Source organism: Streptomyces sp. NPDC048211 (assembly GCF_043202315.1).
Classification (GTDB): Bacteria; Actinomycetota; Actinomycetes; order Streptomycetales; family Streptomycetaceae; genus Streptomyces.
Genome location: NZ_JBIDAD010000001.1, coordinates 1,374,358 through 1,389,452, shown reverse-complemented (window position 1 = coordinate 1,389,452; position 15,095 = coordinate 1,374,358). Strand labels below are relative to the sequence as shown.

14 protein-coding genes and 1 pseudogene are annotated in these 15,095 nt (G+C 68.3%); all 15 read right to left on the bottom strand.

Annotation, left to right across the window (positions count from 1 at the left end):
- Positions 1-20 precede the first annotated feature (20 nt).
- The gene (locus ACGFZA_RS06325; protein ID WP_393677455.1) at positions 21-452 is read right to left on the bottom strand and encodes a hypothetical protein; all 432 of its coding nucleotides are present in this window, start codon (positions 450-452) and stop codon (positions 21-23) included.
- On the bottom strand, positions 449-2,611 hold the full coding sequence (locus ACGFZA_RS06320; RefSeq protein WP_393677453.1) for a hypothetical protein: 2,163 nt from the start codon (positions 2,609-2,611) through the stop codon (positions 449-451). The genes ACGFZA_RS06325 and ACGFZA_RS06320 overlap by 4 nt, the downstream gene beginning before the upstream one ends.
- Positions 2,608-4,452, bottom strand: coding sequence for a phage integrase N-terminal domain-containing protein (locus ACGFZA_RS06315; RefSeq protein ID WP_393677451.1), 1,845 nt, complete (start codon positions 4,450-4,452; stop codon positions 2,608-2,610). The genes ACGFZA_RS06320 and ACGFZA_RS06315 overlap by 4 nt, the downstream gene beginning before the upstream one ends.
- A gap of 53 nt (positions 4,453-4,505) precedes the next feature.
- Complete coding sequence (locus ACGFZA_RS06310; RefSeq protein WP_393677449.1) at positions 4,506-5,894, bottom strand: hypothetical protein; 1,389 nt, start codon at positions 5,892-5,894, stop codon at positions 4,506-4,508.
- A pseudogene (locus tag ACGFZA_RS06305) lies at positions 5,872-6,435 on the bottom strand (DNA-processing protein DprA); the annotation flags it as partial. The gene ACGFZA_RS06310 and the pseudogene ACGFZA_RS06305, both read right to left, overlap by 23 nt.
- A gap of 218 nt (positions 6,436-6,653) precedes the next feature.
- Positions 6,654-8,279 carry a YifB family Mg chelatase-like AAA ATPase gene (locus ACGFZA_RS06300; RefSeq protein WP_385286775.1) on the bottom strand — a complete coding sequence of 542 codons (1,626 nt, stop codon included), beginning with the start codon at positions 8,277-8,279 and terminating at the stop codon, positions 6,654-6,656.
- The gene (locus ACGFZA_RS06295) at positions 8,279-8,638 is read right to left on the bottom strand and encodes a YraN family protein (protein WP_385286777.1); all 360 of its coding nucleotides are present in this window, start codon (positions 8,636-8,638) and stop codon (positions 8,279-8,281) included. Before ACGFZA_RS06295 ends, ACGFZA_RS06300 begins: the two co-directional genes overlap by 1 nt.
- 84 nt (positions 8,639-8,722) lie before the next feature.
- The gene (locus ACGFZA_RS06290; protein WP_003965949.1) at positions 8,723-9,031 is read right to left on the bottom strand and encodes a DUF2469 domain-containing protein; all 309 of its coding nucleotides are present in this window, start codon (positions 9,029-9,031) and stop codon (positions 8,723-8,725) included.
- A gap of 63 nt (positions 9,032-9,094) precedes the next feature.
- Positions 9,095-9,583 (bottom strand): NUDIX hydrolase, encoded by a 489-nt coding sequence (locus ACGFZA_RS06285; RefSeq protein WP_385286779.1) that lies wholly within the window; start codon positions 9,581-9,583, stop codon positions 9,095-9,097.
- Complete coding sequence (lepB, locus tag ACGFZA_RS06280) at positions 9,573-10,322, bottom strand: signal peptidase I (RefSeq protein WP_385286781.1); 750 nt, start codon at positions 10,320-10,322, stop codon at positions 9,573-9,575. The genes ACGFZA_RS06285 and lepB (ACGFZA_RS06280) overlap by 11 nt, the downstream gene beginning before the upstream one ends.
- Before the next feature lie 49 nt (positions 10,323-10,371).
- The gene (gene lepB, locus ACGFZA_RS06275; RefSeq protein WP_393677445.1) at positions 10,372-11,394 is read right to left on the bottom strand and encodes a signal peptidase I; all 1,023 of its coding nucleotides are present in this window, start codon (positions 11,392-11,394) and stop codon (positions 10,372-10,374) included.
- Positions 11,395-11,948: 554 nt separating this feature from the next.
- Positions 11,949-12,839 carry a signal peptidase I gene (lepB, locus tag ACGFZA_RS06270; protein WP_385286813.1) on the bottom strand — a complete coding sequence of 297 codons (891 nt, stop codon included), beginning with the start codon at positions 12,837-12,839 and terminating at the stop codon, positions 11,949-11,951.
- Positions 12,745-13,815 carry a signal peptidase I gene (gene lepB, locus ACGFZA_RS06265; RefSeq protein ID WP_385286785.1) on the bottom strand — a complete coding sequence of 357 codons (1,071 nt, stop codon included), beginning with the start codon at positions 13,813-13,815 and terminating at the stop codon, positions 12,745-12,747. The genes lepB (ACGFZA_RS06270) and lepB (ACGFZA_RS06265) overlap by 95 nt, the downstream gene beginning before the upstream one ends.
- The gene (gene lepB, locus ACGFZA_RS06260; protein WP_393677442.1) at positions 13,808-14,578 is read right to left on the bottom strand and encodes a signal peptidase I; all 771 of its coding nucleotides are present in this window, start codon (positions 14,576-14,578) and stop codon (positions 13,808-13,810) included. The genes lepB (ACGFZA_RS06265) and lepB (ACGFZA_RS06260) overlap by 8 nt, the downstream gene beginning before the upstream one ends.
- 45 nt (positions 14,579-14,623) lie before the next feature.
- Positions 14,624-14,974: a 50S ribosomal protein L19 gene (rplS, locus tag ACGFZA_RS06255; RefSeq protein WP_385286788.1), complete on the bottom strand. Its 351-nt coding sequence runs from the start codon at positions 14,972-14,974 to the stop codon at positions 14,624-14,626.
- Positions 14,975-15,095 lie beyond the last annotated feature (121 nt).

Below are 15,095 nucleotides of genomic sequence, written 5' to 3'. Positions count from 1 at the left end.
AAACAGAGGCGTTCGGACGATCAAGGACTGGACAGACGTCTCCGCGGCAGCGTCCGAATCTTGGCAGCGTCGGCATCGCGTCCCGACATAGCTGCATGTTCCAGCGCGAGCTGGTTGAGGGCCGTCGCGTAGATCTGCAGGCGGCTCTCAAGATGACGGCAGTGCTGGCGGAGCTCAGCGTTCTCCCGCTTCAGTTTCTCTAGGTCGTCTCCAGTCTGGGCAGATTTCGTGCGCTTGGCTTCCTCCTGGGCGGCCTCTGCCTGGAACCGGTCCTTGAGGTCGGTGTGCTGGTGAGTGAGATACCAGCGCTTGACGTCGGCCTCGACTGCCAGCTGAGTGACGTTGAGACGACCATTCGACCGGTGTGGGGTGCCGGCGAGCAGACGGTTGATGGCGGCGATGATGTCGCGGCGGACGGGGTCCTGCTCGCCGTCGAGCGGGAGGACAGTCATGGTCGGGATTTGGGCTGGTGGTGCTCAATGATCGCGAGGAGCCGGTTCAGTTCTCGCTTCTCGCGCGCGTGACGGATCGGTGGGGCGAGGGTGTCGTTGACGATTCCGGCGAGTTCAGCGGCGCGCACTTTGTTGATCTCGATATCCCGGTCGGTGTGGACGAGGCACTGGCAGTTGGGGCGGCAGTCGTCGGTGTCCGGAGTGACCATGGGATCGTCAACCGAGCCTCGTAGTTGGCAGGCCGCGAGGGCTGGGGTGAGGACACAGGTCATGCCCTCGCCGTGGTGGATCTGCAGGAGCGGGTTGCCGAGCACGTCCCGGGCATGACGCTCACTGTTCAGGACACGGCCAGCGAACTCGCGGCCGGCCGCTTGGACGCGGTAACGGTAGGCGTCTGCGGCGGGCCCGCTCACGTGCTCGCCTGCGAGAAGACGGCGTTCGTCCTCGGCGATGCCCTCGATGCGGAAGAGCCAGTCCTCGAACGCGTAATCGTCCAGGAATCCGGCCTCGTAGGAGCCCGCATACCCCTGAAGCATTTGTGTGTGTGCATGTCCATATTGGATAGAAGCGGCAATCAATCCACGAGGCTTGCGCCTGATAAACCAGGCCAGCGTGCGCCGGAAGCGGCTGGGGGCGATAGATCCGCCAGCGTCGACGGGGATGTGGTCCTTGCGCCCCAGTTGCCGGCAACGCTCGTTGACCCAGCCGATGAACTTGGTGATGTCGTCAGCGATGATTTGATCGGCGCGGGCCTCACCACGGCGTTTCGTCTCCATGCCGGGCGTCGTCTTGATCGGCTTGAGCCTGTTCGGGAAGAGCAGGTGGCTGTCGTGCAGCTGCTCCAGCATGGCAACCGCCTTGGCTGCGATATCGATGATCACCCAGGGGTCTTCGCGGACTGTGCCTTCGGGGATCTTGTTGCCTTCTTCGTCCTCGGCGCCTTTGAAGTAGAGCCCCTCCATCAACCACAGCCCCAGGACCTTGTCGTGGCTGACGCATCCGCGCCGCAGGTTGAGAATCTCGCCGACGCGGGCGCCCGAGAGGTAGGCGACGATGATGAAGCAGGCCGTGCTCAGCAGGCGGGCAAGCCGCGGGGCCTCGTGGAACGGGATCCGCGGATGCCAGGGTTGACCATCCAGGTCCGCGGTGACCGGGGTGTCGAGGTAGCAGTCATCAGCGACGGGCAGGCCCGATTCCAAGATCAGACGACCCGACCCGGTGTTCTCGATCGAGGCCGAGCAGTTCAGGAGCGACGCGATATGGCGCCATGCCGGCCCTAGCGTGCCGTCATTGCGCCGACTGCCCGGCAGCCCCTCGCCCCGGCTGCGGAGTTCGCTGAGAAAGGCCGTGATGTCGGCCTGCAGCTCTCCGGATTTCCGCCCGCGCCGCTGGCCCCGACGGTGTTCCGGACGCCGGGACTGCAGCATCCTGTACTCATCCCAGGCTGCCACGATGTCCTCGCTGAGATCCTCCAGGAAACGGATAGCCCACCGCAGCAGGGGCTGCATCGACTGCTCACTAATTCGCTTGGTGCGGTTCTCCCGGCCACCGCGGGTAGTCTCCAGCAGATCCTTGGTGTCTTCGCCGTCCCAGGGAGGTGCCTCGGGAAGCCGCAGAAAGAACGGCAGAATGTCGCGGTGGATCCACAGCCGTCGCACTTCGGTGATGCGGCGATAGCGTTTGTGGATGGCGACGCCGTCCTCGTCGAGTGCGTCCAGGAAGTCCCAGAGCATGTCGTTCGTGACCTGGCAGAACTCGCTGATCCCCCGGCCTGCGAACCACTTCAGGACGGGCTGCAGAGAGCCGTAGAAGAAGATTTCGACCGTGTGCAGGGCCACCCGGTTCGTCGCCGAGCGCCGCAGGGTGCGGGCTTTGGGGTGGTTGATGAGCTGCCAGATGTAGAACTTCGTGGCCAGTCTCAGCGGCTCGGGGATGATCTCGAAGTTCAGGGTCTGGGACCGTGCGTGTCCCTCGAAGATCCCGGGGTTGAGGTCCCAGCGGTCGTCCGTGAAGCGGGACAGCCGGGCGGGGTCAGTGTCGCTCCTGATCTGCCGGTTCATCAGCACGATCGTGTCCGGGCCCGGCCAGACGGTGCCGTCCGGTAGCCCGTCGGGACGTGTGTCCGGCTCGTCGAGAAGGATCGGGGCGGGTGAGGTCATCGGATATCGAGCTCCCTGTTCAGCAGGCGGTCCGCGAGTTTGCGTTCGTCCGGCCCGGCAGCCTTGCGGACGTCCTCAACGGCTGCCTCGTCGGCCTGGTCGAGCAGGTCGGCCAGCTGGGCGTGCGGGCCGGCGAAGCGTTCGGCCCACTCAAGTGAGCCCATCTGTTCGTGGCGCTCGGCGAGCCGGTCGTGGACGGCGACCTGCACTGGAAGGTGCCGGGGCAGCGCTCTGGCGCATTCGCAGCTCAGGCAGAGCAGGAACGAGGCCCTGCAGGGCTCCCCCGGGTTGTAGGACCCGTTGTTGTTGTCGGTGCAGGCCCCGAGCACCGTGTCGAGTTCTCCCGCGATCATCCGCTTGAGGACGGCCGACTCCAGGCCCATCTCGGCGGCGACCTCGTCGACATTCTCCTGGGCATAAGCCACCTGTTCGGCTGTCATCGTGGTGATCTTCGAGCGGGCCCGCGCCTTGGAGACCTCGGCGGTCAGTGCCTGAGCGACGACCGTCCGGTATTCGTTGATGTTGCCGCGGTTGCGGACCAGATAGCGGGTGGCCGTCCGACGGGTATGGGCGACAGGCTTCTGGTGCAGTTCGATGTAGGTCATCCGCAGCGTCTCCAACCGCAGCGGCCGCAGCGGCAGCGAATTGCCCTTCTTATCTGTCTCGTCCGAGGGTAAGTTCCAGTCCCGGCCCACCTTGCTGATCAGGGCTCCGTCCGTCCGCATCGGGCGCCATCCCCTGCCTTTGGCGGTGCCGGGGCCACCTCCGCTGGCCATGTAAGTGACCAGGAGACGGTTGCCGCCGGCAAGCTGCCGGGCCCGGGCGGTCAGTTCGTGGACCAGGACGTAGAGGCCGAAGGGTGTGTGCAGGATGTCCCGGGTTGCCATCTGATCGGGTTGGTCCGGGATACTGATCCAGTCCGGGACCTCCGACAACGCCAGATCCATGTAGGCCCGGCTCTGGCGGCGTGGTTTGCACAGGCCGACGATGGCTGTGCCGGGGCCGACGCCGCCGTCCGCCCGGTGGTGAGCCGCGGTCATCTTCACGATCGGCTCCGGGTTCTGCCCGGTCATCACGCCGAACAGCACCGCCGCGGCGGCGATCTCCTCCGGCGTCAGGTAGAGCCATCCGACGACCTCCCTGACCTTGCCCCTCGACGTCACCCAGGTCTCGGGGGCGTTCTGCATCAGTCCCGCGGTGTTGCGCATCCGGCGCGGAACGTCACCGGCGCGGTCCAGGTGATCGAGGATCTGCAGGCGGCGCCGCAGATCCGTATCGCGACTGGCATCGATCTCCCCGGCCCGGAACTTCTCCAGCAACTCACGGTTGGAACGGATGCGTTTCTCTGCAGTTCGTAACATCGTCCGCGCGGCCTGCGCGATCCTCTTCAGCTCGTTGCGGCTATAGCTGTGCGCGGGCTCGCCCTCAGGCCGGGCTGGCAGGGCCCCGGCGAGCCGGCCCGCAAGAGCATCGTTGAGGCCCTTCGCCAAGATCAACACCAACCGCAGATCGGCCAGTTCATTCGACGCGGTCTTAATGCCGGCGGCCTTGCGGTGCTTGTAAAACTCGTCGAAATGGTCCGGAGTGAGCTCGGATGCGCTCTGCGGAACGATGTCCAGGCCCGTGAGGTAGCGGGTGAAGTTCACCAGTGCCCGGTAGGCCTTGTTCATCGTCTCCACCGAGGTCAGCCCCTTGCCGGGCGTGGTACGAAGGACCAAGGCCGCGGTCAGCGACGCGTGCAGGGCCTCGGGCAGTGCCAGTACCGACACGTCCAGATCGACGCGATCCTCGCCGTCCTGGCTGTAGCACCGGACGATCTGGCGGCCGCCCTCTGTGGTCATCAGCCCGTGCCGCGTCCGACGCCCGGCGGGCAGCGCCGCCGGCCGTCCCCGGCTCACCGCGCCACCGCCAGCGGGTCGGTACGGACCCAGGGATGCTCAGCGAACACATCGGCCATAAACGACGCGACCGGGAAGCCGTCGGCATGCGCCAGCAGAGCTTCCACCTCCAGTGTGAGGAAGGGCTCCAGGTAGACGCTCTTGGTCGTCTCGACGCTCCGGTGTCCGAGCATCGTCTGGACTAGGTGCCAGGTGTCGCCGATCTCTTCGCGGAAGTCGCGCTGTTCGTCGTCCGTCAGATGCCCCAACCGCGAGTACTTGATCAGCTTGCCGACCGCGTACCACCTCAGCGCGAAGCTGTGCCGCAGCATGTGAGCGGTGCAGGTGAAGTTCTCCAGCCCGAGCGAGGCGATCCGCTCGTTGGCGACGTCGAAGGTGTGCTCCCAGCCGCCAGTGTCGCGCGGCAGGCCGTCCTCGTTCAACCACAAGGCCACCGGCTCCAGGCCCTGGGCGGTCTGGCGGAACAGCAGCATCCGGATCTGCGGCCCGATGTCGTTCCACTCCTCCTTCTGCGAGCTGCCATCGGCCTTCGACATGGTCACCGAGTGCGTCCCGTGCGTGGCCAGCACGATGCGCCGGCCACTGATCCGCTCGTAGCGGCCAGCGGCCTGAGCTCGCCGGACCGCGGCCGCCCGGGCACCTTCGATGTAGGCCAGCACCCCACGTAGGGCCGACCTGGGCGTCCAGTACTTGTGGCCGTAGCCGCCCTTCGCGCAGGCGTCGGCAAGCACGCAGGTGAAGAATCCCCGCCGCCGGTCATAGGAGGGCAGCTCAGGCAGCACCACACTGGCCCACTCCGAAACCCGCAGGCCATTGCCGTAGAGACCGTCGCAGAATGCTCGGTCGCGCTGGTCGTTGCGACCCTTCCACCACGGATCCGGCCGACCGTGGAGATCAAAGCCCCGAATCCCGAGGTCTACCCATCGGGCGTATCCGCCGGGATCGAGCCACTTGACGTCCGCGTGCCGAACGATGGCAGGGGGGTCCATATCAGCGAACGGGTCGGCGATTCCGAAGCGCGCGGCCAGCGAGTAGAACTTCTTCAACCCGGCAAAGTCCCCGGCGAACGTCCCCGCCTCCACCGAGCCCTCGTTCTCGGGGTCCGTGACGCGCCAGAACAGAAAGTCCGACGCCACATCGTCGTCGGCCTCCCACCAGTTCACACCGATCGTGAGCAGGTAGTTCAGCCACACCATGAGCGAACACGCGTAGTCACGCTGCGTACGCCATGCCAGCCCCCGCCACTTCGGCGACCCCAGGCAGTAGTTCACCCGCAGATCGGGCCGACCGTCAGGCCCGAGGACAAACCGTTGCCCGGCGTGTAAGCCACCGAGCTCCGCACGCGCCGTGCGGCCCTGCAGGACCTCCCCGAGCAACTCGGCCACGGCATCCGCCGTACGGCTCGGCGCGTGCCGATGCATTTGCCAACACTGTGCGCTCAACTCCACCACACGAGTGACAACGAACCCCACCAACAACGGTTACTGGACAAAGAACCGCCGCCGCACCCGATACGACCACCCACCCCCGCTCCGCGAGACCGGCGCCGAGCGCTGTCGCCATGTGGGCCCCGTACGGTGTGCAGGCACGGGCTCCCACCACAGCGACCGAGCGCAGCGCCCAGAGCCGCAGATCAGGCTTTCCCCTCACCCAGAGCCCTGTCGGCCTGGCGTCGCCCAGGTCATCGAGCTGACTCGGCCATTCCCGGTCACCGGGGCAGACGAAGCGCCCGCCCGCCGAGGCCACCGCCGCCAGATCCCGCTCGGGCTCCACGGTCCGGGCCCGCAGCCGGTAGCCGGCCAGACGCTTCGCTGTCATCCCGCTCAGCTGCTCGGCGGATCCGTCCCGGGTGGTGATCCGCCGCATGAGCTCCGCGCCACCGTGCTCGCGCAGCCAGCGCCCGCCTCGCATGTCCCCCGGCTCCATGACCCGGGTCAGTGCCGCCCGCGCCAGCCGCTCCCGGTCACTCACCCCACCGGAAGGGCCGGTCCCGCCGTGCGAGCCAATCCCGCCGGGGTCGTCTGTCCCGCCGGAGGAGCCGGTCCCACCGGGTGTCCGCCGCTCGTCGGCCGCCTGCCCGTACGACGCGACCGTCCGCCCCGCTCCCCCGGCTGCGTCCGCGCAGTCCTCGGTCCGCTGCCCGGTCATGACGCCCCCGCCGTCATCGAGACCCCACGCGGAATCCCGGTCCGCAGCTCCAGGGCCACCCCGATGTCCGAGGCGTCCGGACGGTCGGCCCCGCGCAGATCGGCGACCGTCCACGCCACCCTCAGCACCCGGTCCAGTCCGCGCGCCGTGAGCATGCCCCGCTCCATGTCCCGCTCGGCCGCCATCAGCGCTCCCGGTGCCGCGACCAGCCGGGTCCGCAGCTCATGCCCGGGCACCTCGCTGTTGGTCGTCCACGGGGTCCCCAGCAGCCTCTCCGCGGCCCGCGCCCTCGCCCGGAGCACCCGGGCGGCCACCGTCTCGGTCGACTCGCCCCGGCCGCCCCCGCCCATCAGGTCCTCACGCCTGACGGGGTCCACGGTCACCCGCAGGTCCACCCGGTCGAGCAGCGGCCCGGAAAGCCTGGCCTGGTACCGGCGGACAGCCGAGGGCGGGCAGTCGCACCCCGCCCCGCTCAGGGTGTGCCGCCCGCAGGGACAAGGGTTGGCGGCGAGCATCATCAGGAAGCGGGCAGGCAGCCGCACCACTCCGGCGCTGCGTGCCACCACCACATGCCCCGACTCCAGCGGCTGGCGCAGCGCGTCCAGCGCCCGTACGGAGAATTCCGGAGCCTCGTCCAGAAAAAGAATCCCGCGATGCGCCAGCGAGACCGCGCCGGGCCGGGGCAGCCCGTTTCCCCCGCCGACCAGCGACTGCATGGTCGCGGAGTGGTGCGGTGCGCAGTAGGGCGGGCGGGAGACCAGGGGTTCGCCCGGCGGCAGGATGCCCGCCACCGAGTGCACCGCGGTCACCTCGAGGGATTCCTGCCTGGTGAGCGGCGGCAGGATGGCGGGCAGCCGTTCGGCCAGCATGGTCTTGCCCGCGCCCGGCGGTCCTGACAGCAGGAGGTGGTGTCCGCCCGCCGCCGCGACCTCCAGGGCCTTGCGCGGCCGCTCCTGACCTGCGACGTCCGCCAGGTCCGGCCGGTTGCCCTCGCCCTGCGCCGCACCCCTGGCGAGCCCGGTGCCCATACCGGCACCGGGCATCATCAGCCCGGCCAGCATGGTGTCGGGGCGCCCCTGGTCATGGGCCTCAGCCTCGTCGGGCACCGGCTCGTCGCACAGTACGGCGATCAGCTGCCGCAGGCTCCGGACCCCGAGCACGGAGATCCCGGGCACCAGAGCCGCCTCACCCGCGGTCTGCTCGGGTACCACGACCTGCCGGTACCCGGCCTCCGCCGCGGCCAGGACGGCGGGCAGAACCCCCCGCACCGGCCGGACCCTGCCGTCCAGCCCCAGCTCCCCGATCATCACCACGTCGGCGATCGAAGCGGGATCGATCCGCTCGGCCGCGCCGAGCACGGCACAGGCGACGGCCAGATCGAATCCCGACCCGCCCTTGGGCACCGAGGCCGGGGACAGCCCCACGGTGAGCTTCTTCTGCGGCCACTCCGCCCCGGAATTGACCACGGCGGCCCTGACCCGGTCCCGGCTCTCCACCAGGCTCTTGTCCGGCAGACCGACCAGGGTGAACGCGGCGACCCCGGCTTCCAGGTCCGCCTGGACCTCCACCACCACGCCCTCGACCCCGACCAGGGCCACCGCACAGGCACGCGCGAACGCCATCAGGCCACCCCCCGCGCATGCTCGGCCAGGGGCGCGCCACGTCGGGGCAGCACCACACCGATCAGGTCGATCCGCACCCCGCCGGGCGGCGAACCGCCGTGGCCGGCCAGCCAGAGCCCGGCCAGCCGGCGCAGACGGTCCGCCTTGGCCGGGGTGACCCCGGCCATCGGGTGCTCGAAAGCCCCCGCCCTGCGGGTCTTCACCTCGCAGATGACGAGAGCGTCACCGTCCTTCGCGACGATGTCGATCTCGCCGGCGCGACAGCGCCAGTTCCGTTCGAGTACGGACATGCCGGCATCGGTCAGCAGCCGTGCCGCCAGATCCTCGCCGTACCGCCCGAGTGCCCCCCGTGCGTTCATATCGGCACCACCTCCGGCACCGACTGTGACGCGTCCGCCCCCAACTAGTGGATCTTGGTGGACAACTCAGCCGTTGTGGACAACTCAGCCACCCGGAAGTTCGAGATCGCTCTTGTTGAGCTCCTCGATGTTGACGTCCTTGAACGTCAGAACCCGTACCTGCTTGACGAACCGTGCGGGCCGGTACATGTCCCAGACCCAGGCATCCGCCATGGACACCTCGAAGAAAACCTCGCCCTGGACCGAGTGCACCTGCATCTCGTAGTCGTTGGTGAGGTAGAAGCGCCGTTCGGTCTCGATCACATATTTGAACAGACCGACGACATCGCGGTACTCCCGGTAGAGCTTCAGCTCCATCTCGGTCTCGTACTTCTCGAGGTCCTCGGCGCTCATTGGCATGTTCCCCTTCAGCCGTGCGTTCCCCCATTGTGCGCCAGGGCCCGGCTCCTTGGTCGCTCAGGCGATTTCGGGGGCGAGAACCAGCGGCGTACGCGGAGGACCGTCGTCGAGCAGCGTGCGCAGCAGCTCGGCGAGTCTGGTCGGGTACACCGTCTCACGCGCCGCCGACAGTTCGGCGGAGGTCCACCACCTCAGACCCGCGACACTGCGGCGTTCCAGCCCGGTCTGCCCACTGGTGTCCGTCGTGGTCTGCGCCGTGCGGGCCAGGAAGTACCACTCGTCCTGGTCCCAGCGCCGGCCGTCGAACGGAAAGGAGCACATCCGCTGCCAGAGGAGCGGGCCCAGCTCGACGTCCGTGATCCCGGTTTCCTCGGCCAGCTCCCGCAGGGCGGCCTGCTCCCGGGTCTCGTCGCCCTCGAGTCCGCCGCCGGGGGTGAACCACCAGGTGCTCGCGGGGTCCTCCGGTTCGAACCCGTGCATCAGCAGAATGCGGTCGTCCGGATCGAGGAGCACCAGGCGGGCAACCTTGCGCGTCTCAGCGGGCACCGGCGGTCGCCTTCTCCTGCTTGTTCCGCTTCGACCGGGCGGACCGCGCCGCGACCGGCCCGTACACAGCACCGCCCAGGATGAGCACCACCCCTGCGGCCAGGGCGGTGAGCTGAAGCTTCAGCGGCCCCTGGGACGACACCCCGCCGGGCAGTGCGGCAAAGGCCTGCGGACGTCCGATCATGCCGCCCAGCGGCCAGGCGACGGCGTCCACCCGGGCCTGCACGGCGCTGCGCGGCACCGAACCCTGCCCGCCCTCCTCCAGATGGACCCGGGAGTCCAGCGAGACCCTGCGGTCGTCTCCCAGGAGGAAGAGCTTGCCCTTCGGTACCTCGGCCGTGAAATCGACCGCCGAGGCCGGATCGCCCGCCTGGAGATACGTTTCCGCCACGGGTATGCCGTTGACCGTGAGCCGGCCGTCCTTCTCGCAGCAGGCGACCTTGTCGCCGCCGATGCCGACGACCCGCTTCACCATCGGCATGTCACCCCACGTCTGATCGGTGAACACCACCACGTCGCCCCGGCGGACCTCGCTGCCGTCCACCCGCTGCGCGAGGACCCGGTCGCCCGCGTTCACCGTCGGGGTCATCGACTCGGTCGGCACGGTGTACGGCCGGTACACCACGGCCGCCCACGCGAAGCCGCCGAGGAAGAGCACACAGCCGACGGCCACGGCCAGCCCCGACAGCATGCTGCCGAGCCGGCCGTTGCCGTCACCCGTACGTCCTGTTGCACTCATCGCAGCGTCCCCCATCGGAGATCGACAATCGCTGATCCGAGTCGGCACCCTACCCGGCGGTACGCCCGCTGGTCAGCCTCCTGCGGCGCCACAGCACGAGAGGCAGCGCGCCCGCGACTCCCAATGCCCCCGGGGCGAGCCCCGCCGCCGCGTTGATCCCCGGCTGGTCGAAGGTGTCCGGGACCGACAGCAGCGCCCAGCGATTGATCGGCCACGCCACCACCACGGCCCGTCCCACGACGTCCTTGACGGGCACGAAACCCTTGGTCGCTTCCTCGGTGTGATAGCGCGAGTCCCAGGAGTTCTGCCGGTGGTCGCCCATCACCCAGATCTTCCCGTCGGGCACGGTGAACGGCCCGAAGGGCTTGTCGTCGCACGCCGAGTCGCCGGGGAAGATGTACGGCTCGTCGAGCGCCTTCCCGTTGACCTTGACGGGACCGCCCTTCGCGCATTCCACGGTGTCACCGCCGACCGCGATCGTCCGCTTGATCAGGTCCTTCTCCTGGGCCGAGGGCATCAGGCCGATGAAGCTCAGGAAGTCCTGCACCACGTTCGACTGTGGGGTCGGTTCCCCGGCCAGCCAGTTGTCCGGGTCGTGGAACACCACCACCTCACCGCGCTCGGGCTCGGAGCCGAACCACGGCGTCAGCTTGTCCACCAGCACCCGGTCGCCCCGCTGCAGCGTGTCCTGCATCGAGTCCGAGGGAATCGAGAACGCCTGCACCAGGAACGTCTTGATCAGCAACGCGAGAACGAGCGCGACGCCGATGAGGAGGGGCAGCTCCTTCCAGAAGGGACGCGGCTTCCGCGCCTTCTTCCCCTCCCCGGCCCCGTCCTCGCCGCCGTCCCCGGCACCGGACCCATCCGCAGCGCCCGTCTCCGCACGGGGGTCCGGAACGGGAGTCTCGGCAGGGGCGTCCTGAACGGACCTCTCGGCGGGGACGTCCTGAACCGATGTCCTGGCCGGCGCGTCCGCAACCGGAGTCTCCTCAGGTGGATCGGAGGAAGCGTCGGCGGGCTGGTCACGCAACTTCGCGGGATCGCCATGTCCAGGTCGTGCACCAGCAGCCATGTCACTCACGTTCCAGTCCTCACTCTGCGGCCCACACCTGCTCCAGGGGTCACTGTCCGAGCCCACTGCCACGGACAACGAACGGGAGTTCCGCAGGGACAGCATGTCCCCGGCCGCCCTGTCGTCAGCGGGCCACCGGGCACCCCACCACCGAAAACCGCCCTCAGGCTGCTCAACATGCTCGCAGAGCAGCCTGAGGGCGGTTCAACCGTGCTGTCCGATGCCAGCCCACAGCGCGGGCATCGGCGTCCTTCCTCACACACCGTACGGCCTCGGCCGTGCGGTCCGGCTCCGGCCGACGGAGACCTGTCAGGTCGCTGCACACACGCCGGCGCGACGGAGAAACCGTCCGGCATGTCCCTGAGATACGGCGTTCCGAGAAATATGTGCCGGGTCTTCCCGCTGCGCAGGTGTGCGACGTCGGTCGACATGACGTACGAAGAACGCTCGGCGGCCGGCCGGTATGTACTCGGTCTTGCCGATGCCTTGATCGCAACGACATCTCGGCGTCCCGACGAACCGGCACACTTCAGTGGATCATGACGAGTCACCCACTACGACCGACCGGAATCACGTCCGGCCCGCCTGCGTCGCCAGAGGACGAGCGGCACGGCGCCGGCGATGCCGATCGCACCGGGCGCCGCACCCATCGCGGCGTTCAGCCCCGGCTGGTCGAAGGTCTTCGGCACCGGCAGGGTCGCCCAACGGTTGACCGGCCATGCGATGACCACGGCCCGGCCGACCACCTCGTCGGTGGAGACGGTGCCGCCGCCCGGCAGCTCCTGGTGGTAGCGCGAGTCGAGGGAGTCCTGGCGGTGGTCGCCCATCACCCAGATACGGTCCTTGGGGATCTTGATCGGCCCGAACGGCTTGTCGTTGCAGGGAGTGTTGCCCTCGAAGATGAACGACTTGTCGTCCAGCGCCTTGCCGTTGACCGTGACGGGCCCGTCCTTCTTGCACTCCACCGTGTCACCGCCGATGGCGATGACACGCTTGATCAGGTCCTTCTCCTCGGCCGACGGCATCAGACCGATGAAGCTCAGGAACTTCTGCACCACGTTCGGGTCGGGTGCCGCCGTGTCCTCCAGCCAGCCGCCCGGGTCGTGGAAGACGACCACCTCACCGCGCTCGGGCTCGGAGCCGAACCACGGCGTCAGCTTGTCCACCAGCACCCGGTCGCCCCGCTGCAGCGTGTTCTGCATCGAGTCCGAGGGAATCGAGAAGGCCTGCACCAGGAACGTCTTGATCAGCAACGCGAGAATGAGCGCGATGCCGATGAGGAGGGGCAGCTCCTTCCAGAAGGAGCGGGGCTTCTTCTGTGCCGTGCTGCCACTGCTCGGGGTGTCTCCGTCACTCCCCGTCGAGTCCGCCGTCGCCTCGGCGTTCCCCGGATTGTCCGGCCGGTCCTCGGGTTCGTCGTGTCCGGATCGTGCGCCGACCGCCAAATCCCCCACATCCACTCCTTATTCCGTGCCACCGCCTGCGCCCTAGCCGGTGCAGGCCCACCACTCCCATAACGAGCGGGAGTTCCGCAGGGGTCGGGAGCCGGATCAATCCGTTGGGATCCGGGGACACACTATTCGACGGTCCGGGGGCAGCCGCGGTCCCGGCACGCGCGTCCGGGACCGAGGAGAACGTCGAACGTTCCTCCAGTTCGTGCCAGTGCCCGAAGGGCCAGGCGATCACCACGGCCCGCCCCACGACCGCGTCCTCGGAAACCGTGCCGTTGCCCGTCTTGTCCAGGTGGAAGCGTGAGTCGGCCGAATTGGAGCGGTGGTCCCCCATCACGAAGATTCTTCCGGCTGGAACCTTTACCTCGAATTTGATCGTGGAGGGCGAATCACCGGGATAGATGTAGGGCTCGTCGACCGCTGTCCCGTTGACGGTGAGCCTGCCGTCCTTGTCGCAGCACTTCACCGTGTCGCCGCCGACGGCGACCACCCGCTTGATCAGATCCTGCTCGTCGTCGGAGGGCAGCAGACCGATGAAGGTCAGTACCTGCTTCACCTGTTTGATGACGACGGGCGACTCCTTGGACTCTCCCACCGGGTTCGGCGGTGGCCAGTCCGAAGGGTTCTTGAACACGACGACGTCGCCGCGCTGCGGCTTGGACCCGAACCAGGGCGTGAGCTTGTCCACGAGCACCCGGTCACCGATCCGGATGGTCTGTTCCATCGACCCCGACGGGATGACGAAGGCCTGCACCAGAAAGGTCTTGAGGACCAGCGCGATCAGCAGGGCGACGGTGATGAGGAGGGGTATCTCCTTCACCGCCGATCTGCGCCGCTTCCGCTTCACCTTGCGGGCCAGCTTGCGCCGCTCCGCGCGCGTGGGCAACGGGCGCGCGGCCGTCGGCCGGGTGCCGGTGGGCAGCGGGGTCTCCGGATCCGCGGCGCCGTGCCTCCGACCGCGGTTACCCATGCGCCGAACCCGGCGCCGGCACCGCGTCGAAGGCGGTGGTGTCCGGAACGGATCCCAGCCGGCCCAGCGGCCAGCCGAACCAGTCGGCCCGGCCGATCACCTTATCGACCGGCACCATGCCACCGCCGGGTTCACCCAGGTGGTCGCGGGAGTCGCGGGAATTGCTCCGGTGGTCGCCCATCATCCACAGCGTGCCGTCAGGCACGACGATGTCGAAGGGCACCCGGGACGGCACATCACCCGCGAACAGGTAGTCCTCGTCCACGGCCCGGCCGTTCACCTCGACCCTTCCCCGCTTGTCGCAGCAGACCACCCGGTCACCCCCCACACCCACCACTCGCTTCACGAAGTCGGTCTCGGCGGGCTCCGCGAACCCGAGGGAAGCCGCCGCGCCGCGCAGCAGCCCGGTCACGGGGTTCTCCGGCGACGTCTCCCGGACGAAGGAACCGGTGCCGTCAAAGACCACCACGTCGCCGCGCTGGGGTACGGAGCCGAAACGGTACGCCAGTTTGTTGACGAGCACCCGGTCCCCGACCTGCAGCGTGGACTCCATCGAGCCGCTCGGGATCAGGAAGGGCTGCACCACGAAGTTGCTGAAGAGCAGCACGCCGACCGAGCAGACAGCACCGAGCGCGAGGGTGCGCCGCCATGACATCGAGGTGGCCCACCGGCTCGGGATACGCGAGAAGCGCGACCCCTCCTCCGATCCCGTTGCGGGTGCGGAGGAGCGGTCGCGCTCCTGGGGCTTTGCTTCCGTGTCCATCGGGGCCAGAGCTTATCCGGCCGTCCTGTGGACCAGGGAGTCAGCTCAGCGGTCGCGCTTCTCCTTGATCTTCGCGGCCTTGCCGCGCAGCTCACGGAGGAAGTACAGCTTGGCGCGACGGACGTCACCGCGGGTGATCAGCTCGATCTTCTCGAAGATCGGGCTGTGCACCGGGAAGGTGCGCTCGACGCCGACCTGGAAGGAGACCTTGCGGACCGTGAAGGTCTCGCTGACGCCCGCGCCCTGGCGGCGGATGACGATGCCCTTGAACTGCTGGATACGGGAGCGGTTGCCCTCGATCACGCGCACGTGGACGTTGACGGTGTCGCCGGGGCGGAACGCCGGGACGTCGGTGCGCACCGAAGCGGCGTTGACGTCATCGAGCAGGGAAGCCATGGTGTCTGCTTTCTTCGCCGATGCCACAGGTCATCGACGGGAGAGTGGTGAGTTCAGGGTGCTGATCGCGTCGGACGGGCGTCGGGACCATCCCCTGCGAGGGGGAACAGACTGGCCGCTT